Consider the following 20,675-nt stretch of genomic DNA (forward strand, 5'->3'; position numbering starts at 1 on the left):
CGCTGCGGGCTAATTGACGATTGTAGGCCGCTTTGCATGGAAGCGGCTTACGCCGCGAGCCCACGTTTCTTTAGCAATCCGTCGATTTTCGGGGGGCGGCCGCGGAACGCGACGTAGGCGGCATGCGGGTCGCGGCGGTTGCCGGCGGAATAGATATATTCGTGGAGCTTTTTGGCCGTCGGTTTGTGAAACACGTCGCCCGCTTCCTCAAATGCGGCGAAGGCGTCGGCGTCCATGACTTCCGACCAGAGATAGCTGTAATAGCCCGCCGCGTATCCGGACATGATGTGCATGAAATGCGGGAGACGGTGACGCATGACGATCTCGTCCGGCATTCCGATCTCGTTCAGTGTCTCACGCTCGAAGCGTTCGACGTCGCCGATCGGATTGCCGTTCGCCGAATAGAGGGCCATATCGACAAGTGCCGACGACGTGTATTCGACGGTCGCGAAGCCCTGATTGAAATTGCGGGCCGCCAACAGTTTATCGCGCAGCGATTTCGGCATCGGCTTGCCGGATTTGTAATGCCGCGCGTGCTTTTCAAGAACTTCGCGCGTCGAGAGCCAATGCTCGTAGAGTTGCGAGGGCAGCTCGACAAAATCGCGCGAGACGGCGGTTCCGGAGATGGAAGGATAGGTGACGTTCGACAGCAGGCCATGTAGAGCGTGACCGAATTCGTGGAAGAGTGTGCGCGCGTCGTCGAACGATAGAAGCGCCGGCGCTCCGTCAGCGCCCTTCGCGAAGTTCAGGACGTTGACGATGATCGGCGATTGTCCCTTTGCAAGCTTGTGCTGCGAACGGAAAGCCGACATCCATGCGCCTGAACGCTTCGACGAACGCGCAAAATAGTCGCCCATGAAAATGCCAACGTGTGCGCCCGAGCGATCCAGAACTTCCCAGATCCTGACCTCGGGATGGTAGCGCGGGAGATCATTGCGCTCCTTAAACTTCAAGCCGAACAGGCGCGTTGCGCAATCGAACGCGGCGCGAATCATGTTGTCGAGTTCGAGGTATGGCTGAAGCTTCGACTCGTCGAAATCGAATTTCGCCTTGCGAACCTTCTCGGCATAATAACGCCAATCCCACGGCAAGATCGGCGAATTGTCGCCGCTCCGCTGCGCTTCGGCGAGAAGTGCGTCGCGTTCTTCGCTGGCGCGTTTGACGGCCTTGCGCCACACGCTGTGCAGGAGATCACCGACGGCCTCAGGCGTTTTGGCCATCGTGTCCTGCAGACTAAATTCGGCAAAAGACTTGAAACCCATCAGGCGGGCATATTCGCTGCGCAGCGCGACGGCCTCGGCTACAATCTGGCGATTGTCCGTCTCGCCATCGTGAGCGCCACGCCTGATCCAGGCGTCGAACGCCTGCTCTCGCAGATCGCGACGGCTCGAAAATGTCAAAAAACCTTCGACGCTCGACCGCGCCAGCGTGACGAGTGCCTTTCCTTGGACCCCAGCGTCGCGGGCGGCACGCTCGGCACTGTCACGGAGTGACGGCGGCAGACCCGCGAGGTCATTTTCAGTCTCAAGAACGAGCTGCCACGACTGCTCGTCTTTCAGCACGTTCTGCATGAACTGCGTCACGAGCGTCGCGAGGCGCGCGTTGATTTCCTTCACGCGCGATTTTTCGGCAGGCGACAAGCGCGCACCGGCGCGAACGAATTCAAGGTGATGGCGTTCGAGGACGCGGCGATCTTCGTCGCTGAGTTTCAACGTATCCCGGCGCTCGAACAGATCATTGACGCGTTTGAAAAGCCGCTTGTCGAGCAGGATTCGAGTCTCGTGGGCAGCGAACCGCGGAGCCATGTCGCGGGCGACAGCTTGCAATTCCGGCGTGGAATCGGAAGCTTCGAGGTTCCAAAACACCGACGCTACTCGCGACAACTGCCAGCCGCTTTTTTCGAGCGCGAGGATTGTGTTGGCGAAAGTCGGCCGTGCCGGGTTGGCTGCAATCTTCTCAATCTCGGCGTTGTGCTCGCGGAATGCCGCCTCAAGAGCCGGCTTGAAGTGGCGCGCTTCGATTTTGCCAAAGGGCGGCATGCCGAAGCTCGCCGTCCATTTGGAAGTAAGCGGGTTTGATGAAGGCTTCGGCGGCGCCTTGGCCGCGGGCTTCCGCCGGATCGCTACTGTCATGTTGCGAACGATACCCAAATTCACCTAGCTGTAACATTATATAAGCACACAGGCATTGAGCCGATCAAAATAACGATCTGTAATGCAAAAAAACGGCCGGAAAATTCCGGCCGTTTGCGCATTCCGCTTGGATTTAAGCCGTCTTGATTTGGGGACACCAAGACGGAGAGGGGGTATTCAGGGAGTTGCCAGAGGCCCAGCTCCGAAACTGTGGCCCCGGGGGGCTGGGGGGCTGAGTGTCCAGAGCCGGTCGTTGAAGCAAGGCCTCGGGCAACGCTTATTTCTATCGCGTTCCAATGAGGCAGATTATGGCCCTCCCGGGGTCGCGAATTTGTCGAGCGCGGGGTATTTCCGTGCACGTTTTACAGATGCACATACCTCAGATTGGCCTCGGCTCTTGCTTTCATGACGTATTGGCGCGATCCTTAATTGACGCAGCAAGCGGAAGACTCGATTGAGCGAGACAACCGACCCGATAGTTTTCCGCCCGCGACGGGCGGCTTCCTCCGTTGCTTCCGATTCGATTGTCCGGGAGCCCGCGCGGCGTACTTCCTTCGACAGACATGAGCTGACAGCGATCCTCGATCTCTATGGGCGCAAGGTCGCTTCCGGCGTGTGGCGGGACTATGCGATCGATATGCTGCGGGATAAGGCGGTTTTCTCCGTTTATCGGAGAGCGAGCGAATATGCGCTCTATCGAATCGAAAAGGACCTGCGGCTGGCGCGAAAGCAAGGCGCTTACAGCGTCATCGCGGCGGGCGGCCTAATCATGAAGCGCGGGCACGATCTAAAACGGGTGTTGAGCGTTCTTGAAGATCGGCTGGACGTCGTCAGCCGATAGGTTCCCTCGCTGTTCTATCGAACAAAAAAGGCCCCGGAAACCGGGGCCTTTTTATCTGGACTCAAAGTCCGTTTAGTTGCTGTTGCTGTTCATTATCCCGAGAATGTTCAAGATGTGGATGAACAGGGTTATGAACGAGCCGTAGAGCATAAAGGCTCCGAAGATCGATGAGCGCTTCAGCTGGGCTTCCCCACCGTAGGACGCCTGCTCGATATACATCGACTTGATCGCCTGCGTCTCAAACGCCGTTACGACCGAGAACAACAGAACGACAACAGCTGAGATGCCCAAGCTTACCATCTTGCTCGTGCCCGGATCCGTGATGAAGAAGAAGCTGACGAGCATCGCGATGATGAGGCCGATGGAGGCCATCGAAAGGAAGCCGCTCCACCCGGTCATGTCCTTCTTGGTTGTGTAACCAATAAGACTTGTCGCTGCGAATGTCGCGGCAGCGATAAAGAAAGCCTGACCAATGAGGCCAGAAAGTCCCCGGGCGACAAACATCTCGATCATCGGCGAGATCAGGATGCCCCAGAGTGCGCAATAGGCCCAGTAAGCGGCATGCGCCGTTGCGGTGCTACCGGAGAAGAACAGACGGGGTGCAAACCAGCCAAGGCCGAGCAGAGCGGCGAAAATGACCCACTTCATAGGCCCGAGCGCAATCGCCTGCATCACTGCCGGGTTGGCCATCAACAGCATGACGACGACGGCCGTTCCGGCCACGCCGAGCGCCATGTAGTTATAGGTGCCGAGCATAAACGAGCGCAGCCCCTGGTCTATTGCGCCGGATGTTCTCGCGCCGCCGAGTGGCCCTGTCGGTCGCGTAAAAACTTCAGCCATGGTCGTAAAATCCTCGTTGGTTCGCGGCGCAAACCGCCGCACTTGCGCAAGATATGAGCTTGTAAGCCTGCTGTTTCAAGCCCCTCGGGGATGCGGTTAATTTTTCTCCTTTTCACTCCGAGCGCAGGTAGGGAACGGCAGGTGCCCGCAGCACGGCCCATGTGCCGACGCCGCCGAATACGGTGATCATCAGGCCAGCGATGGCCAGTGTCTCAAGAACGGCGTTCAACGAAAAGACGAAGTCGATCTCCATCACGCGGGTTACGGCGATCCATGCGACCAAGCTTCCGAGGGCGATGGCGACCAGTGCGGTGATGACGGCCAGCAGGGCGTATTCGAATGCGTGCACTTTCATGATCTGCCACCGCCGTGCGCCAATCGTTTTCAGTACCACCGCTTCGAGAATGCGCCTTCGCTGTGCGGCCGCCAGTGCACCTGCAAGAACGAGCGCGCCGGCGGCCAGCGTCACGCTGCCCGCTACTTTGACGGCCACCATGACGCGCGCAAAGATCTTGTTGAACTGGTCGATCGCGTCACGCACGCGGATTGCGGTCACGGCGGGGTAGGATTTGCCCAAGTCTCGCACCATCGCCGTTTCCGTAGCACGCGAGGTTCCATGCGGCAGGCGAAGGGTTGCAAGGACATTATGGGGCGCGGCTTCGAGTGTGTTCGGCGAAAACACCATGATGAAGTTGAGCGCCAAGCTTTCCCAATTCACATCGCGGAGGTTTGCGATGGTCGCCTCGACGTTGCGACCAAGGACGTTCACGGTGACTTTGTCGCCGATGCCAAGACCTAGCTTTTTGGCGATTTCGCCTTCGAAAGAGACTAACGGCGGGCCTTTGTAATCCTTTGCCCACCACGATCCGTCGGTGAGTGTCGAGCCTTCCGGCAACGTATCGGCGTAGCTCAGGCCGCGGTCGCCGTTCAGGACCCATTGGACATCGGCCGGAACCTTGAGGTCTTCGACAGGCTTGCCTTTCAGCGCTACGAGGCGGCCTCGCAGCATCGGGGCATCGATCAAGGTCGCGCCCGGGACGTCCCGGACGATCTTCGATTTAACAGCATCGAAATCGTTGGGCGCGATATCGAGAAGGAAGTAGTCCGGCGCCTGCTCGGGCAGCCGTTCCTGTAGGTCGGCAACAAGTGCTGCATTCGCCAACGCGACGGCAACGAGCAATGAAAGTCCGGTGCCGAGCGACAGGACGACGGATCGCGTCAGTCCATCCGGCGCGCCGATATTACGCAAGGCGAGCGCAAATTCGGGCGACGACGGCCGCGGAATCCTTTTGACGAGGCGCGTGATCAAGCCCCCGAGAGCACTGAAGGCGATGAGCATGACCGCCAGGCTGATCGAGATGTACACTGCGATGTTATGCGGTTCCGAGGTCAGAACGGCGATGGCAAACAAGAGCGCTACAAGGAGGACCGTTGCTGCTATGATTGCTTTGCGCGGACGACCGACTGCTCCGACAGCCGAATCGCGAAAAAGCGCGGCGACGCGAACATTCTCGACACGGCCCAACGGCCAGAGCGAGAAGATGAGCGCGACAAGCAATCCATACAGCGCCGCCAGCCCGAGGCTCTCTGGCGAAACGTGAATGCCTGTTCGGATCGGCAGAAGATCGCCGTATACGTTCTCGATCAGCGGTGGAACCGCCACACCTAGCGCCAAGCCAATCACGATACCAATGGCCGCCATTAGGAAAATCTGAACGAGGAAAATCCCAATGACCTGCCCACCTGATGCTCCGATGCTACGCATCGTGGCGACGACTTTGACGCGTTTGTCGATGAACGTCGCGACGGCGTTGGCAATGCCGACGCCGCCGATCAAAAGCGATGCCAGACCAATCAGGATCAAAAACTGACGCAACCGTTCAAGCGTGCGCGTGATCTGCGGCGACGGATCATAGCGATCGACGCTGGTGAAACCCGCAGTCGGCATTTTTTTCTCGACCGATTTGCGGTCGTCTGCGAGCGCTTTACGATCTGCTGGCGCGCCTTTCGGCAATTTGACGGCGTAGCGCCAACGAATAAGCGTGCCCGGCTTTACGAGCGCCGTTTTGTCGAGCGTTGCGAGCGAGACGAAAATTCGCGGTCCGTATGTGAGCCGATCTGCGACGGCGTCGGGTTCGGCTTTCAGGACGCCGCGAACGGCGATTTCGGCAGCGCCGATGCGAAAGCGGTCGCCGATTTTGAGACCCAGACGTTCGAGAAGCATCGGATCGACGACGGCGCCATTATCGTTGATTGCTTCGGCGAACCGGGTTCCGCCCTCGACCGTTGTCTCGCCCGTAAGGGGATAGGAGGCATCGACGGCTTTCAATTCCGCCAGCGCTTGGTCCGACCCGTCGAGGCTCCGCGCCATCGTGCGCATCGTCGACGTTTCGCTAACTTGGCCTAATGCGCGAAATAGCGCCGCTTCCTCCGGCGTCGCGCGGACGTGCATTCGCGAGAACGTCATGTCGCCGCCGAGAATCGTTTCGCCCTGACTGGCAAGCCCAGCGCGAAGTGCATCCGCGAGCGCGCCGACGGCTGCGATCACCATCACGCCCAGCGCCAAGGAAGCAATAAAAATGCGAAAACCCTTGAAACCGCTACGTAGCTCTCGAACACCGAGCTTTAGAACGGTCATAAAGCCGGTGCGGCGCGCGGCAGAATTCGCGCGGGACTCGAGTGCGACAGTCACGGCGACACCGCGCGAACTGTTGAAACGATCCTCGTTTCATCTCCGACAATTTTGCCGTCGGCCATGCGGATGGTGCGGTCCGCCATCGCCGCCAGGTGATCGTCATGCGTGACGATGATCAGTGTTGCGTTTCGCCGTTCACGCAACCCAAAAAGAAGATCGATGATCTGGCGTCCTGTGCCGCTGTCGAGATTGCCTGTTGGCTCGTCGGCGAAGATGATGCGGGGCTCACGAACGAGCGCGCGCGCGATCGCAACGCGCTGCTGCTCGCCACCCGAGAGTTGCGCCGGGAAATGGTCGGTACGGGTTGCCAACCCGACTTCTTCCAACAAACCTCGCGCGGTTTCGAATGCATCCGCGTCGCCAGCAAGTTCCATCGGCAGCGCTACGTTTTCGAGCGCCGTCATCGTTGGCACCAGGTGAAACGACTGAAAGATGATGCCCATCTCCGCGCCGCGAAGGAGCGCAAGACCATCTTCCGACAATCCGGCAAGCTGACGTCCGGCGACCGCAACGGTGCCGCTGCTTGCACGTTCGAGGCCTGCCATCACCATCAGTAGCGAAGTTTTGCCCGAGCCTGAGGGTCCGACGATCGCGGCGGGCTGACCTGCCGGGACGTCGAGTGATACGCCGCGGAGAATGTGCACAGGCCCTGCCCGGCTCGTTAACGTCAGATGTACGTTGTCGAGTTGGATAATCGGTTCGTTCAAGCGAGATTGCCTCGGCAGATAGGGTGACGATCAATTTTCCCGCGGTGCGGGCTTGTCTCTCGGAAGTCGAAGCTCTACGTCAGATCAATGATTTGCGCGATGGGTGGGGCCGAATAATGGACGCTCTCCACGTTATCGGAATGGCTCCGACTTTTGCTGCGACATTGGCTTTCTCTGTTTTCGCGGCGCTCGCCGTGCCGTTTTCCGCTGCTGCCGATACGTCTGCGCCGCCGGTCACCATTGTGGCTTTCGGCGATAGTCTGACGGCCGGGTATGGTCTCAAAGCCAATGAGGCTTTTCCGGCCCAGCTGCAGATGGCCCTTCAGAAGAGAGGCTACAAGGTCTCGATCGTCAACGCAGGCGTTTCCGGCGACACCACGGCAGACGGTCTTCGCCGATTCGATTGGGCGATGCAGCCGAAGCCCGATGGGGTGATTTTAGAGCTAGGCGCTAACGACGTGCTGCGCGGTGTCGATCCGAAGCAGCCTCGCGCCAACCTCGACAAGATGCTCGGGATGCTCAAATCGAAAGGCGTCGATGTTCTCCTTGCCGGAATGAAGGCGCCCAATAATTGGGGACCGGACTACGTCAAAAATTTCGACACGATATATCCTGACCTCGCCAAGAAGTATGATGTCATGCTTTATCCGTTTTTCCTGGAAGGGGTAGCGCTCGATCCCAAATACACGCAGGCCGACGGCGAGCATCCGACGGCCGCCGGCGTTGCTGAGATCGTCAAACGCATCCTGCCGGATGCCGAGGCCCTCGTCCAACGCATCACGCAGCGGAAAACGGCTGCGAAGTAAGGCCGCGAGATCGATATCGTTCAACTGGGCGTAAGGAGAGATCGATGCCTCGACTGTTTACGGCCATCGAGATTCCCGACGAAATCGGCCAAGAGCTTCACCGCTTACGCATGCCGCTCCCCGGCGCGCGATGGATCGATCCCAAAAACTATCACATCACGCTGCGATTTGCGGGCGACATCGGCAACGTCGAAGCGCGCGAATTTATCTCCAATCTTGCCAATATCGAGATCGACGGCTTTGAGTTACGTATCTCCGGACTCGGAGCCTTCGGTGGCGACGACCCCCACGCAATCTGGGCCGGCGTCGAACCCCAGCCACAGCTTGAGGACCTAGCCCGCGCCCATGAGAAGGCTGCACGAAACGCTGGTCTCGCACCTGAGACGCGCGTGTTTCGTCCCCATGTCACGCTCGCGCGCTTACGGCATTCAAACGCCGAAGCGGTGGCGCGTTTTCTGACGCGATATAGCGGCTATCGTTCCGAGCCGTTCTTTGTGACGCGAACGCTGCTGATGTCGTCGCGTCCGAGCGTCGGCGGCGGACCTTACGGAATCGAAGATCGATTTCCCGTCCGCGGAATGGAGTTTTTAAGTGAAGACGGGGAGTCAACCTGGTGATTGGTATTTTGCTGTTCTAGTCGATCGTCAGGACGATTTTGCCTTTTGCTTCGCGCCGATCCAGCACACTTAGCGCATCGACGATCTTTTCGATGGGGTAGGTCGCTTGAATGCGCGGCGAGAGACGCCCGGCCGCCACCCAATCAAGCAACTGGCACATGTTGGCGCGATGCCCTTCCGGATCGCGGCGGACGGATTCACCCCAAAAAACGCCGCTCATCTCCGCGCCTTTCAGGAGGAGCAAATTGAGCGGGAGTTTGGGAATTTCTCCGGAGGCGAACCCCACGACCAAAAACCGACCCTGCCACGCGAGAGCCCGAACCAGAGATTCTGCCGCTTCGCCGCCAATGCAGTCATAGACGACGTCGGCGCCGCTGCCGCCGGTCAATGCGCGAACCTCGGCCTTCAGATCCGTGCCCGGGAAAAGAATCGCATCGTCGGCACCGGCGGCCTTTGCGATCTCGCGCTTTTCCGGAGACGACACGACGGCGATAACGCGTGCCTCCATCAATTTGGCGATCTCGATTGCGGCTTGGCCTGCGCCGCCCGCCGCACCCGTCACGACGACGGTCTCGCCCTTTTTGAGGCGGCCGCGGTCGCGCAATCCGTGCATCGCCGTGCCGTACGTCACCGAGAGACCTGCGGCGACGGTCAGCGGTACATTCTCAGGGATGGGAATGAGAGTTTCGGCCGCGACGGCAATCTTTTCGGCGGCACCACCCCAATTTACGTACGCCATGACTTTCTGACCCGGTGAAAGTTGCGAATCCGTCTCGGGTGCAGATTCGACGACGCCTGCGATCTCCGCGCCGGGAGAAAATGGCAGGTCGGGCTTGAACTGATATTTGCCACGGGTGATCAATGTGTCGGCAAAATTGAGCCCGACGGCCTTGACGCGGATAATGGCCTGGTCCCGCCCGGGTATCGGCTCCGGCAGCATTTCGAGGCTCAGGGCCTGAGGGCCATCAAGGCTCTTGCAAAGAGCTGCCTTCATATGGGACGTCCCCTCACGCTGATCTTCTTCCGACACACGAGCGCGAGGCAATGTCAAGAAAAGCAACGACTTGGCCACCGCATCCGAAGGGCTATTTCGCCATCGGAGCAGAACGCATGTCAAAGTCTCTCAATCTTGGCAACCTCATGCGTTCGGCCAACGCGTTCGGCGCCAGCTTCACGTTTACGGTTGGGGCGACGTACAGAGCCATAGAAGCGCACGCCGATACGTCGAAAAGCCAGCTGCATCTTCCGCATTACAATTGGACGACGCTCGACGATATGGCACTGCCCGGCGGCTGCAAGCTCGTCGGAATCGAGCTTCTGGACGAGGCGATCGATCTTCCGAGTTTCCGGCACCCTTTGCGCGCGGCTTACGTGCTTGGCCCGGAGCTTGGATCGCTGTCTGAGCCGTTGCTCGCCCGGTGTGATTACGTCATCAAAATCCCCACGCGTTTTTGCATCAATGTTGCGATGGCGGGGGCGATCGTGATGTATGACCGTGTCAAATCTCTAGCACGTTTCGCCGATCGGCCGATTGGCGAAGGGGGACCTTAATGCACGGATCGCGGCGCTTTCTCGCTGCCTTTATTTTTCTTGCATGCGCTTCGCCGGCCATGGGCGCCGCGACTATGACGCGTGTCGATACCTATGGCGCCTGGACGCTGCTTACCGATTCCGAAAAACCGCATCTCTTCTGTTTTGTCACCAGCGAGCCAAAATCCAGCACGCCGAAAGACGCGCAACGTGAAGCGCCACGAGCTTACATTTCCGCTTGGCCCAAGGACGGCATTCGTGGCGAAGTCAGCTTCCGTATGGGATTCGACATTAAGAAGAAGGCCCAAGGAAAGGCATCAGTCGGGCCAAGCGGGTACAAGCTTTTCGGCTCCAATGATCGCGCCTACGTCCTGGATTCGACACAGGAACTGAAGTTGATCGAGGCCATGCGTCGCGGAAACACGATGACTGTCGCCGTGGTTTCCGATCATGGAACGGTGACAGATACCTATTCGCTGTCCGGCATCGACGCAGCGTTGCAAAAGATGCAACAGAGTTGTTTCTGATATCGAGGTCAGGTTCTGCTTTTCGAGCGCAGGTGCACATAGATCGCACCTTCTCCGCCATGCTGAATGGCCGCCGCCGTGAAGCTGACGACGATGCCCCGCATGTCCGGTTCTTCAAGCCATCGCGGGACATTTCGCCTTAGGACGCCGCGCTCACTCTCATGATGTCGATACGGGTCTTCGGAGTGGCGCGACGCTTTACCCTTTCCTGTGATGACCAGCACATAACGCATGCCCCGGTTCTGGCAGCGAAAGAGAAAAGCGCGGAGCATGGCGTGGGCCTCGCTTTGCCGCAAACCATGTAGGTCGACGCGCGCCTCGATTTCGATGCGACCGCTGCGGATCCTGCGGGCGCTGGTGCGATCGAACGCGGAAAGGTCCGGGGCATGAGGGCGAGCCAGCGTTTCGCGGGATTTATTGACCGGCGCGGCGGCTTTCTCCGGACCGGTCGAAGATCTCTTCGAGGGTGAGGGCTTCGGCAGCGGCGTCGATTTCAAATTGTCGGCGTCCGTGGCGCGGTCGCTCAGGTGCACGCGTGGCTTGCCACGTCTGAGCGGTTCAATCGTCGCGGCGGTGTGGTGCCAGAGTTCCTCATCGTGGGAAACAGGCACTTTCCGACTGCCCTTTCCGTGCGGCTTCTTCACGGCGCGCTGCCCACCGTTACGACATCGCCGGATGCGCCCTCTGTTGGCAGCAGAACGATGAAATGTCCCGGCTCTTTGGTTACGCCTGCGAGACGTCCGGCCTTATCGCCGGACCCAAAGTAGATATCGCCGCGCTCCGGACCTTTGATCGCCGATCCCACGTCCTGGGCAATCATCAACCGGCGGAAAGTTCCACTTTTCGTCGCGTGCGTAATTGCTGGCGCATCGACGAAGATTGGCGTCCCCAGCGCGTAATAGGATGTATCGACCGCCAAGCTGCGCCCAGGTTGCAAGGGGACGTTGTTCGCGCCGATGGGGCCGTGAGCCGTCGCACCCGTCAATTCGCGGAAAAAGACGTAGGATTCATTCTTCCACATAACGGCTTTGGCGCGCTCGCGATTTTTGCGCAGCCATTGTTTCAGCGCATTGAGCGACATGGCTCGTGCACTGATCTCGCCTTGGTCGATCAAAGCGCGTCCGATCGACGTATAGGGGTAACCGTTCTTGCCGTCGTAAGCGATGCGCACCCTCTCTCCGTCCGGCAATTGGACACGTCCCGAGCCCTGAACCTGCATGAAGAAAACGTCGACGGGGTCCTTGAAGTACATCAGTTCAAGGCCCTGACCGGCAAGACCGCCTTGCTCAATCTCGGCGCGCGTCAGATAGGGCCTGAGCCCGTGCGCGGTCTGGCGCATGTGGGTGGCTGAAGCGGATTTTGCGCCACGCTCGCTTTCCGCAACAAGGTTCACGAGATCGGGCGGACGGCGGTAGATCGGAATTTTGAAAGCCGGCGTCGGCGTCCGGGACCCTTGAAGCACAGGCTCGTAATATCCGGTCAGCAGCCCGTTGGTTTTGGTGCCGGTGACGCGATGCGGACGAAAGTTCGTTTCGAAAAAGCGACGGGCATCCTGAGACGTGCGAATGCTTTTGTCTTTTGCCGCGTCGAGTGCCCTGGCGCACACGCGAAATAGCGCTTCCTGGCTCTTGAACGTGTTGGACTTGCGGTTCTGATCCGCGATTTTCAGGACAGGGTCACATGAAGCGAGAAATGCTTTCCAGGCCGCGAGATGATTGTCTTCGCTCCATCCTGGGACATCACGGAAGGATGTCGGCTCGAACGTAACCGCGTGCGTTTGCATGCCGTTTAGCGATCTTGGAGAGGCCACGACGGGTTGCGCTGACCAGATTGCCGAAGCAGCCAATATTGCTCCAGCGAACGTCGAGCGATTATCTGGCGATTTGTGGCCGCACCTCGCATCGGCCATAAGGCGCCCCCAGTGCCTGACCCCGTTCCCAACCCCGGCGGGGACCGGCACTGACAACCAGGCCCGGCCTCACCGGGCAGCGATTGTGATCTAATTCGGCGCCTGTGTCGCCACCAATCGCCAATTCGGGTTACTGCGCGCTTTCGCCGACGAGATATCCCGGCTGAACGTCCAGATATCCGTAACGTCCTTGATTTTCTGAGCGTCGCCGGAAATGACTTCACCCGCCTTGTCGCGGGTTGCTGAAATCAGCTCGCTGTTAAACCGGACCGTTATCGAGGCTATGCCGTTCTTCACGTCGGTTTCAGTGATCTCAGCTTTTTTTATGCCGACAAACTGCTGATCTAAGGTTTCACCACGCGCCTCGCGTTCGGCGATCGCCGAGCTAAAGCCCTCGAAGACATCCTTACTCAGTAAGTCCTTGAGCATCCGCCGGTTGCCTTCCGCGAAAGCCGACACGATCAACTCATATGCTCGGCCGGCGCCTCCGAGAAATTCCTCGGGATCGAACGCCGGATCGACTTTTGCGATATCGAGGAGGCCCGTCGTGATGGACGGATCCGTTACGGGATAAGCCTTTATCCGTGATTCAACGTCCGCGGTCGTAGCCTCAACGGCGGGCGTCGCCGGCGCGGTATCGCGGTCACGGCGTGGCAGGGTAATGACATCTCCGGATGTGCCGTCGGCACCGGCACGCTGGCTTGCTTCCCGCTGACGCGCTCTCAGCCTCTCAACACGCTGCTCGTCATCGTCCGTCCGATGCCCGAGAACGCTCCGAAGCTTAATAATCGCGGCGACGGCCACGATGAGCGCAATGAGGGTGATAAAGTCAAATTGACCAGACATACTTAAGGCTTGAGCCTCCGGTGGGTGCGGGCGGTGCTGCTGCCGCGTCGAATTGCCCGTCGTCTAGCATCCTATCTAGGGCGCCGGGGCAAGGTTTTGTAGGTTCGGAACTATATCAGCTGTCGACATCGAAGTCTCGCGGCTGGCATCCGGGGAACGTTCTCCGACACATTGCCCCCTCAGGACGCGATTATGTGAATACCGTTGAAAACGCTTAACAGAGCTTGCGCGCGGCCAGTGGCTGGCTTGGTTTATCCGCGCTAAGGTGCCGCAAGCTATGCTGAGAGCTTATGTCTCAACCCTTAAAGATCGCTGTCATTCTTGTCCTGGCGGCCCTCCCTTTGCTGGAGATCGGGTTGCTGATCAGGCTTGGACAGGCCGTCGGGATCTGGTGGCTCGCAGCCTTTATTCTCGGAACTGCGCTTCTTGGCACCTACATCATCCGCAAAGTCGGGATGTCCGTTTTCGAGCGGGCGTTATCGCGGCTTAATTCCGACCGCGAGGGCTTTTCGCCGCTCTTTGACGGGTTTTTGCAGGTCCTGGCCGGGCTACTGCTCATCCTTCCCGGCGTGCTTTCCGATGTGGCTGGGCTTGTCCTTTTGATCCCCCAAGTGCGCCGCTTTACGATCCGCACCGGTCTGCTGAAGCTCGTCACGTTTTTTCACTATCAAGCGGAGGTCAGCCGCGGCGCGTTCCGGACCTCTGAGCCGCCGTCTCACGATGAAACCGATGGCATTGTGATCGAAGGCGAGTATGAACGTTTGAGCGAACGTCCGTTGCATCCCGGGAAATCTGTGCAACCGCGCCGGTATGGGCGACGTTATTGACGTCCGCGCTACGGCTTGCCGCCGGGAGAAGCTTCCATTGCGTGCACCAGAGCCGCATGCTAGCGAGCCCGCCGACGGGATCGAAAGCACGAGGATGACATGGCTGAAAACGGAAATTCTGGAAACGGTTCGGCCGGTGCGGCAAGTCCCGAAGAGCAGACACCGATCCAGGCGAAGATCGTAAATCAGTACGTCAAGGATCTTTCGTTTGAGAATCCTAACATCCGCAAACTCATCACGAGTCCGGGCGATCAGCCAAACCTGAAGGTCGAGGTCAATGTCGGCGCGAGCCGCATAGAAAACGACTTGTTCGAGACAGCGATCGAATTCAAAGCGACGGCGACGAACAATCTCGGCACAATCTACATTCTGGAGACGGTGTACGCGGGGCTTTTGAAAATCGAAAGCATTCCGGAGCAGGCGCTCGAACCGTTCCTGCTCATCTCGGGACCGACGATGCTGTTCCCATTCCTGCGCCGGCTCGTTGCGGACGTGACGCGGGAGGGCGGGTTTCCGCCGCTACTCCTGGACCCGATCGATTTCGGAAATCTTTACATGCGGCGGCAGCAACAGCTGGCGCAGCAGGCTGGCGGCGGCAAGGCTACCGTCTAGGCGCGCCCGTCACGAAGCGACCGTCTCCCAGAAGCGATTCCAAATCGCCTTGGCGCCAATCTTGTCTATGAACGTGCGGTGCGCCACGATATCGGCTTCGGTGAGCCGCGCGGGTAGAGGCTCCGGACGCGGCTTCGCGGCTATCCGTTTGCCTGTTCGCCGTTGTGCCGAAGCAGCAGCACTGCCGCCTGCGACTTGAAGGCCGAAGGCCGCCTGGCGTTCGCCGAGCAGTTCGACGTAAACTTCGGCAAGGAGAAGACTATCGACGATAGCGCCATGTTTGGTGCGCTGCGAATTATCGATTCCGTAGCGTTTACAAAGAGCATCAAGCGTATTGGGCCCAGCGGGATGACGCCGCCGCGCTAACGCCAACGTGTCGACGACCCGATCGAAGCTCAGCGGTTTTTCGCCGACCAGTTCAAGTTCATGGTTCAAGAACATAATGTCGAACTGCGCGTTATGGATGACGAGAACGTCATCTCCGACAAACGCCAGGAAGTCCCGGAATACGTCGCGAAAGAGCGGTTTGCCGACAAGAAATTCGGTGGTGATGCCGTGAATTTCCTGGGCTTCCATGGGCACGTCGCGTTCGGGATAGATAAAGCGGTGGAACTCACGTCCCGTCGGGATGCGATTAAACATTTCGATGCCGCCGATCTCAATGAGACGGTGGCCCTTCTTCGGATCCAGTCCCGTCGTCTCGGTATCGAGCACGATTTCGCGCATCGTCCCCCATCCCCCCCACAACTTCAGTCGCGCCAATAATGATCGTAAGCCTGACCTTGACGCTCGCGTAGTTTACCGACGATCAGATCGATTTGGCTGTTGCAGTTGGCAACCGTCCCGTTGGTGTCCACAACGAAATCAGCGCGTTTCTTCTTTTCGGCTTCCGACAGTTGCCGATGGACGATCGTTTCAAATTTCGTTTCGGTCATGCCTGGGCGGGGCAGAACGCGTGCACGTCGCACTTCGCTGCTGGCACTGACGACGATGATGACGTCGACTTTTTCAAATCCTCCCGCCTCGAACAGGAGCGGTACTTCGAGAACCGCGATCGGAGCGCCCCGCGCATGTTCCTCCTGCACGAAGCGGCGTTCGCTCTCGCGAATGCGCGGATGGACGATGGATTCCAGATTTTTGAATCTATCGGGATTTCCGAGCAATTGCTGAGAAAGCTTTGCGCGGTTGACGACGCCGCCTTCTGTCACGCCGGGAAAAACTTGTTCGATCTCTACCGCGATCGGACCTGCATACAAGCGATGCACTTCTGCGTCTGCATCGAATACCGCTATCCCGTGTTCGCGAAATCGCGCAGCGGCTGTCGATTTCCCCATGCCAATCGAGCCGGTCAATCCGACGATCAGCATTTGCCCCCACCAATGTCTTCAGCGACCAAGTTGTAAAGCGCGGGCGTCACGGTCGGGCGAACGCCAAACCATTTCTCGAACCCCGGCACTGCCTGGTGCAACAGCATGCCGAGCCCATCCACGCCGACGAGGCCATAAGCGCGGGCGGCCTTCAGAAACTGGGTTTCCAGTGGGACGTAGACGAGATCGGCGATCACGGCCTTCGGATTGGTGCGCGAAAAGTCGATTTCCGGATTTCCGACGCCATTCAGCCCGAGTGTCGTCGTGTTGACGATGACAGCGGCGTTCGACACGTGGGCATTTCTTTCATCCCATGGGAATGCCGTAACACGGGATCCAAAGTGACGGGCGATCTCGGCGGCCCGTATTTGCGTGCGATTGAAGAGACGTATATCGCCCATGCCCGCTTCGAGGAAGCCGTAGACAACCGCCCGCGCCGATCCGCCCGCACCCAACACGATGATTGGCCCCGTTTGCGATTTCCAGTCGGGCGCCGAGGCATCGAGGTTCGCCATGAAGCCGTACGTATCCGTATTGGCGCAGGCCAGGCGCCCGCTTTCGAGCCAAAGCGTGTTGGCGGCGTTGACGGCCAGAGCCGACGGCTCCCGGATCGAGGCTATTGCAAATGCAGGCTCTTTATGAGGAACCGTGACATTGCAACCGCGGAAGCCGTTGGCTTCGAGCGATTGCAGAAAAGCGTTGAGATTTTCGGGCTTCACGGCTTCTTTGCTGTATGTGCCCTCGATACCGTACTGACGCAGCCAGAAGTTATGAATCATCGGCGAACGCGAATGGGCAATAGGCCAGCCGATCACACAGGCGCGTTTCATGCCGTGACCATGCCCTCGTGGCGCAAGCGCGCCAGCAGCTCTATGAGGGGTATACCGAGGATCGTGAAGTAATCGCCATCGATATGTTCAAAGAGTTGCACGCCCGGTCCTTCGAGTTCGTAGCAGCCAACGCTCTGCAAAGCCCGGTTGCCGATCTTTTCCAAGTAGCAGCCGAGAAATTCGTCCGAAAAATTTCGTACAGTCATTTCCGCGAAGTCACTCGTTTGCCAATGGACGCGTCCACCGCGCGCCAACGCTACCGCCGAAATGAGTTCGTGCGTTCTGCCGCGTAGCATTGTCAGAATTTCGCGCGCCTCGGCGATACTTTCAGCCTTTCCAAAAATCTTCCCACCCAGTGCCAGCACCTGATCGGCTCCGATGACGAGGGCGGTGGGCTGTTTTTCTGATACGAGTCGTGCCTTTTCAGCGGCGAGGACGCTTGCGATGTCGACGCCCTCGGCGCCCGTGGTCGCATCGAGGATTGCACTTCGAACCGCCGTCTCATCTATATTTGCCGGAATGACGTCGAAGACGAGACCTGCGGCTTCGAGCAGAGCGCGCCGGGTGGCACTACCCGAGGCGAGAACTAACCGGCTCGCTTCAGGCATGGGAGGGCTCCGCTTCCGACTTCATGCCAGATTTTCGATCTTGCAGGAGCTTGAGAATCATTGTCGCCGATTCTTCTATCGAGCGGCGTGTGACATCAATGATCGGCCAGCGGTATTGCGCAGCGATTTTGCGCGTGTAGGCTATTTCTGCCGAGATCAAATCGCGATCGACATAGGTTTCAAGATCGCGGTCGGCCATCAACACTGCGCGATTGCGCCTGACATCGGCGATGCGGTCGACGTTTGCGATCAAGCAGACGACAAATGCTGTATGTGGCTCCAAGAGCTGTTCCGGTAACGGCACCTGCGGAACAAGCGGGAGGTTCGTCGTCTTGTAGCCGCGTTGCGCAAGATAAAGGCTCGTCGGCGTTTTCGATGTGCGCGAGATGCCGAGGAGCACGATATCGGCATCACTGAGATTGTCCGGCAGGCGGCCGTCATCGTGGGCCATCGTGAAATTCATCGCATCGATGCGGCGAAAGTAATCGGCATCGAGCACGTGCTGTCCCGCGACCGTCGGCGTTTGCGGTGCGCCGAGATAGCTCTCGAAGACCTGCATAATCGGTTGCAGCACCGCAAGGCAGGGGATCTTCAGTTGCTGACAATGTTTCTCGAGTTCGTCCGCGAGCAGCTTATTGACGACGGTATAGAGAACGATGCCCGGTTCTTGCGCAATATCGCTCAGGACGCGCTTCAGTTGCCGTTGTGTCCTGACCAGCGGATGTACGTGCTCGATGGCGCGGATGTTCTGATACTGGACGGTCGCAGCCTTCGCGATCGCGACCAAGGTTTCACCGGTCGCATCCGATACTAGGTGCATGTGGAACATGCTTGGCAATGCCATGACCGTACCGTCTCTTCAATTCCAACCGGAAGTCTGTTCAAAACCGCTGCGTTATCCCAGCGCGCTGGTGATGGGCTTCTGGTTGAGAGAACAACTGCCGACCCACCCACGGGGATACGCACATCTCATCGAACAAGAAAGAGATTGTTCGACGAGCCGCTGTCCATGGGGACAATCGATCTGTCCGACGGCTATAGGGCAGTTGTCAACAATGACTGCCTTCGCGTGGATGCTGCAGGGCTAACACAAGCCGTTGATTAACAAGATGCTTATCGCTCTATTGCATCCGATGGGCGAAAAGCTCTATCGGTCGTGGCTGAACGTTTGTGGTGTTGGCGGGTTGTGGATCGCGCGAGGACGAGAGAGAGATCCCCGATTACCCCGCTCCTAAGAGTCAAAAAAATAACTTTCAGAAAATTCTGAATTCTTAAGTGAAGGGAGTGAAGTGGTGCGCGATCTCGAAAGCCGAACTGCAGAACGGCGGTTCTTGTTCCCGTTCACAGGCAAGGCAGTTGCACCCGCTCCCGTGTGGCTCATGCGACAAGCCGGCCGCTATCTGCCGGAATACCGAAAGGTCCGTGCGCAAGCCGGAAGTTTTTTGAAGCTCTGTTATTCGCCAGAGCTTGCGGCCGAGGTGACGTTGCAGCCGATCCGGCGGTTCGGTTTCGATGCAGCGATCCTGTTTTCCGATATTCTCGTTGTGCCGGACGCTTTGGGACAAACGGTGCGGTTCGAGGAAGGCGAAGGTCCGCGCCTCGATCCTATTCGCGCGCTTGATGATCTCGGCCGACTCGCCTTATCGAAAACGGGCGCGAAGTTTTCGCTTGTTTGTGAAACGGTCGCACGCTTGCGACAAGATTTGCCGCGTGAAACGGCATTGATTGGATTTTGTGGGGCACCGTGGACCGTTGCAACGTATGTGGTCGAAGGACGAGGCTCTGCCGATCAGAGCGCGGCGCGACATTGGGCGTATCGCGATCCGCAAGGATTTTCGCAGCTTGTCGAGCTGCTGACGGATGCATCGATTGAATATCTTTCGGGACAGGTGCGCGCCGGAGCTGATGCTCTGCAGATTTTCGACAGCTGGGCAGGAAGCCTCGCGGACGATCAATTCGAGCGCTGGGTTATTGCTCCGACCGCGAAGATCGTACAAGCGATGCGCGCGCGGCATCCGGGTGTTCCGATCATCGGGTTTCCGCGTGGCGCGTCGGCCATGCTTACGCGATATATCGAGGCTACGGGCGTCGATGGTGTGAGTTGCGACACGTCCTGTCCTCTGGGCGTGATGCAGAAGAAAGCGCGGAGTGGCACGGTTGTGCAGGGTAATCTCGATCCGTTGCTGTTGTTGACGGGGGGTGATGCGCTCGATCGGCGGGTCGAGGAGATTTGCGCGTCTATGAACGGCTTGCCGTTTGTATTCAACCTTGGACACGGCATCGTGCCAGATACGCCACCGGAGAATGTCGCTCGCGTTGTTGAGCGACTTCGCGCGAAGGGATGAAGATGGCCGTCTCGAATTCAGGTCAGGCGTCGGCACGGCGAGCTGGTTTGTCTCTTGTCCTGACGGCTGCGGGCGCCGGGCTGTTGGTCTGGCTATTCGGCGTTGCCGCCTATCCATGGATCAAGGCGTTCCACGTCATAGCCGTGATTTCGTGGCTCGCCGGGATGCTCTATCTGCCGCGGCTTTTTGTCTATCATGCCGATGTGCCGGTCGGTTCGCCCCAGTCCGAGCTTTTCAAGGTCATGGAGGAGCGGCTGCTCAACATCATCACGACTCCGGCTATGGTCGTGACCTGGATTTTGGGACTGTGGCTTCTCTGGCAGAGCGGCTATTGGGCGGCCCCCTGGTTTCATGCCAAGCTTGCTTGTGTTCTCGCCCTTTCGGGGTTGCATGGGTATCTCTCTGCCGCAACCCGGGCTTTCCGCGAAGACCGCAACACGAAACCGGCCCGGCACTGGCGGATTGTGAACGAGATCCCGACCGTGCTGATGGTCGCGATCGTGATCCTGGTGATCGTGAAGCCGTTTTGAACACCCTTTTCAGGTGCGTAGCGATCTGCTATATATAGCCGTCCTCATAAGGATTTTGGCAGACGGCACGTTCTGACGCGGTGAATGCAACCCCGTGAACGTCCGC

At 58.7% G+C, this 20,675-nt stretch carries 22 protein-coding genes; 9 read left to right on the forward strand and 13 right to left on the reverse strand.

Annotation, left to right across the window (positions count from 1 at the left end; all coding sequences use genetic code 11):
* Window positions 1-47: 47 nt before the first annotated feature.
* Window positions 48-2,132, reverse strand: a complete 2,085-nt coding sequence (locus VHB22_RS09280) for a M3 family metallopeptidase (RefSeq protein WP_325456684.1) — start codon at window positions 2,130-2,132, stop codon at window positions 48-50.
* A 454-nt stretch (window positions 2,133-2,586) separates the two neighbouring features.
* Here VHB22_RS09280 and VHB22_RS09285 point away from each other — a divergent pair, with 454 nt between their 5' ends.
* The gene (locus VHB22_RS09285; RefSeq protein WP_325456685.1) at window positions 2,587-2,973 is read left to right on the forward strand and encodes a DUF2794 domain-containing protein; all 387 of its coding nucleotides are present in this window, start codon (window positions 2,587-2,589) and stop codon (window positions 2,971-2,973) included.
* Window positions 2,974-3,045: 72 nt separating this feature from the next.
* Here the strand turns inward: VHB22_RS09285 and VHB22_RS09290 are convergent, their stop codons facing one another.
* From VHB22_RS09290 to VHB22_RS09300, 3 genes are all read right to left on the reverse strand, one after another.
* Window positions 3,046-3,813 (reverse strand): Bax inhibitor-1/YccA family protein, encoded by a 768-nt coding sequence (locus tag VHB22_RS09290; protein WP_325456686.1) that lies wholly within the window; start codon window positions 3,811-3,813, stop codon window positions 3,046-3,048.
* A 112-nt stretch (window positions 3,814-3,925) separates the two neighbouring features.
* A complete protein-coding gene (locus tag VHB22_RS09295; RefSeq protein WP_325456687.1) occupies window positions 3,926-6,505 on the reverse strand; it encodes an ABC transporter permease in 2,580 nt (859 codons plus the stop codon).
* The gene (locus VHB22_RS09300) at window positions 6,502-7,215 is read right to left on the reverse strand and encodes an ABC transporter ATP-binding protein (RefSeq protein ID WP_325456688.1); all 714 of its coding nucleotides are present in this window, start codon (window positions 7,213-7,215) and stop codon (window positions 6,502-6,504) included. Before VHB22_RS09300 ends, VHB22_RS09295 begins: the two co-directional genes overlap by 4 nt.
* 116 nt (window positions 7,216-7,331) lie before the next feature.
* Between VHB22_RS09300 and VHB22_RS09305 the strand changes: the two genes are divergently transcribed.
* Window positions 7,332-8,021: an arylesterase gene (locus VHB22_RS09305; protein ID WP_325456689.1), complete on the forward strand. Its 690-nt coding sequence runs from the start codon at window positions 7,332-7,334 to the stop codon at window positions 8,019-8,021.
* Window positions 8,022-8,065: 44 nt separating this feature from the next.
* Window positions 8,066-8,638 (forward strand): RNA 2',3'-cyclic phosphodiesterase, encoded by a 573-nt coding sequence (gene thpR / locus VHB22_RS09310; protein WP_325456690.1) that lies wholly within the window; start codon window positions 8,066-8,068, stop codon window positions 8,636-8,638.
* A 16-nt stretch (window positions 8,639-8,654) separates the two neighbouring features.
* On the opposite strand, the gene VHB22_RS09315 is transcribed toward thpR, so the two are convergent.
* Entirely contained in the window at window positions 8,655-9,632 is a 978-nt protein-coding gene (locus VHB22_RS09315) for an NADPH:quinone oxidoreductase family protein (protein WP_325456691.1), read from the reverse strand.
* Window positions 9,633-9,682: 50 nt separating this feature from the next.
* Between VHB22_RS09315 and VHB22_RS09320 the strand changes: the two genes are divergently transcribed.
* Together VHB22_RS09320 and VHB22_RS09325 are read left to right on the forward strand one after the other, a co-directional pair.
* Complete coding sequence (locus tag VHB22_RS09320) at window positions 9,683-10,189, forward strand: RNA methyltransferase (RefSeq protein WP_325456692.1); 507 nt, start codon at window positions 9,683-9,685, stop codon at window positions 10,187-10,189.
* Window positions 10,189-10,695, forward strand: a complete 507-nt coding sequence (locus VHB22_RS09325) for an invasion associated locus B family protein (protein ID WP_325456693.1) — start codon at window positions 10,189-10,191, stop codon at window positions 10,693-10,695. Before VHB22_RS09320 ends, VHB22_RS09325 begins: the two co-directional genes overlap by 1 nt.
* A gap of 8 nt (window positions 10,696-10,703) precedes the next feature.
* Here the strand turns inward: VHB22_RS09325 and VHB22_RS09330 are convergent, their stop codons facing one another.
* The 3 genes from VHB22_RS09330 to VHB22_RS09340 all read right to left on the reverse strand — a co-directional run bounded on the left by VHB22_RS09330 (window position 10,704) and on the right by VHB22_RS09340 (window position 13,450).
* Window positions 10,704-11,306, reverse strand: a complete 603-nt coding sequence (locus VHB22_RS09330; RefSeq protein WP_325456694.1) for a Smr/MutS family protein — start codon at window positions 11,304-11,306, stop codon at window positions 10,704-10,706.
* A gap of 29 nt (window positions 11,307-11,335) precedes the next feature.
* A complete protein-coding gene (locus tag VHB22_RS09335) occupies window positions 11,336-12,478 on the reverse strand; it encodes a murein transglycosylase A (protein WP_325456695.1) in 1,143 nt (380 codons plus the stop codon).
* A 216-nt stretch (window positions 12,479-12,694) separates the two neighbouring features.
* Window positions 12,695-13,450 carry a Tim44/TimA family putative adaptor protein gene (locus tag VHB22_RS09340; protein WP_325456696.1) on the reverse strand — a complete coding sequence of 252 codons (756 nt, stop codon included), beginning with the start codon at window positions 13,448-13,450 and terminating at the stop codon, window positions 12,695-12,697.
* A gap of 290 nt (window positions 13,451-13,740) precedes the next feature.
* Between VHB22_RS09340 and VHB22_RS09345 the strand changes: the two genes are divergently transcribed.
* Together VHB22_RS09345 and secB are read left to right on the forward strand one after the other, a co-directional pair.
* Window positions 13,741-14,277, forward strand: a complete 537-nt coding sequence (locus VHB22_RS09345; protein WP_325456697.1) for an FxsA family protein — start codon at window positions 13,741-13,743, stop codon at window positions 14,275-14,277.
* A gap of 99 nt (window positions 14,278-14,376) precedes the next feature.
* Window positions 14,377-14,889: a protein-export chaperone SecB gene (gene secB, locus VHB22_RS09350; protein WP_325456698.1), complete on the forward strand. Its 513-nt coding sequence runs from the start codon at window positions 14,377-14,379 to the stop codon at window positions 14,887-14,889.
* A 9-nt stretch (window positions 14,890-14,898) separates the two neighbouring features.
* Here secB and dnaQ read toward each other — a convergent pair whose 3' ends face one another.
* Genes dnaQ through VHB22_RS09375 form a run of 5 tightly spaced genes read right to left on the reverse strand, consistent with a single transcriptional unit; the run spans window position 14,899 to window position 18,538 of the window.
* Window positions 14,899-15,615: a DNA polymerase III subunit epsilon gene (gene dnaQ, locus VHB22_RS09355; RefSeq protein WP_325456699.1), complete on the reverse strand. Its 717-nt coding sequence runs from the start codon at window positions 15,613-15,615 to the stop codon at window positions 14,899-14,901.
* Between the two features lie 23 nt (window positions 15,616-15,638).
* Window positions 15,639-16,256, reverse strand: coding sequence for a dephospho-CoA kinase (gene coaE, locus VHB22_RS09360; protein WP_325456700.1), 618 nt, complete (start codon window positions 16,254-16,256; stop codon window positions 15,639-15,641).
* Complete coding sequence (locus VHB22_RS09365) at window positions 16,250-17,086, reverse strand: shikimate dehydrogenase (protein ID WP_325456701.1); 837 nt, start codon at window positions 17,084-17,086, stop codon at window positions 16,250-16,252. Before VHB22_RS09365 ends, coaE begins: the two co-directional genes overlap by 7 nt.
* Window positions 17,083-17,694, reverse strand: coding sequence for a Maf family nucleotide pyrophosphatase (locus VHB22_RS09370; RefSeq protein WP_325456702.1), 612 nt, complete (start codon window positions 17,692-17,694; stop codon window positions 17,083-17,085). Before VHB22_RS09370 ends, VHB22_RS09365 begins: the two co-directional genes overlap by 4 nt.
* Complete coding sequence (locus VHB22_RS09375; RefSeq protein WP_325456703.1) at window positions 17,687-18,538, reverse strand: pyruvate, water dikinase regulatory protein; 852 nt, start codon at window positions 18,536-18,538, stop codon at window positions 17,687-17,689. Before VHB22_RS09375 ends, VHB22_RS09370 begins: the two co-directional genes overlap by 8 nt.
* Before the next feature lie 448 nt (window positions 18,539-18,986).
* Here VHB22_RS09375 and hemE point away from each other — a divergent pair, with 448 nt between their 5' ends.
* Complete coding sequence (gene hemE / locus VHB22_RS09380; RefSeq protein WP_325456704.1) at window positions 18,987-20,039, forward strand: uroporphyrinogen decarboxylase; 1,053 nt, start codon at window positions 18,987-18,989, stop codon at window positions 20,037-20,039.
* On the forward strand, window positions 20,036-20,569 hold the full coding sequence (gene hemJ / locus VHB22_RS09385; RefSeq protein WP_325456705.1) for a protoporphyrinogen oxidase HemJ: 534 nt from the start codon (window positions 20,036-20,038) through the stop codon (window positions 20,567-20,569). The genes hemE and hemJ overlap by 4 nt, the downstream gene beginning before the upstream one ends.
* Window positions 20,570-20,675: the final 106 nt, after the last annotated feature.

This window comes from Hyphomicrobium sp., from assembly GCF_035548195.1.
Taxonomy (GTDB): Bacteria; Pseudomonadota; Alphaproteobacteria; order Rhizobiales; family Hyphomicrobiaceae; genus Hyphomicrobium_B.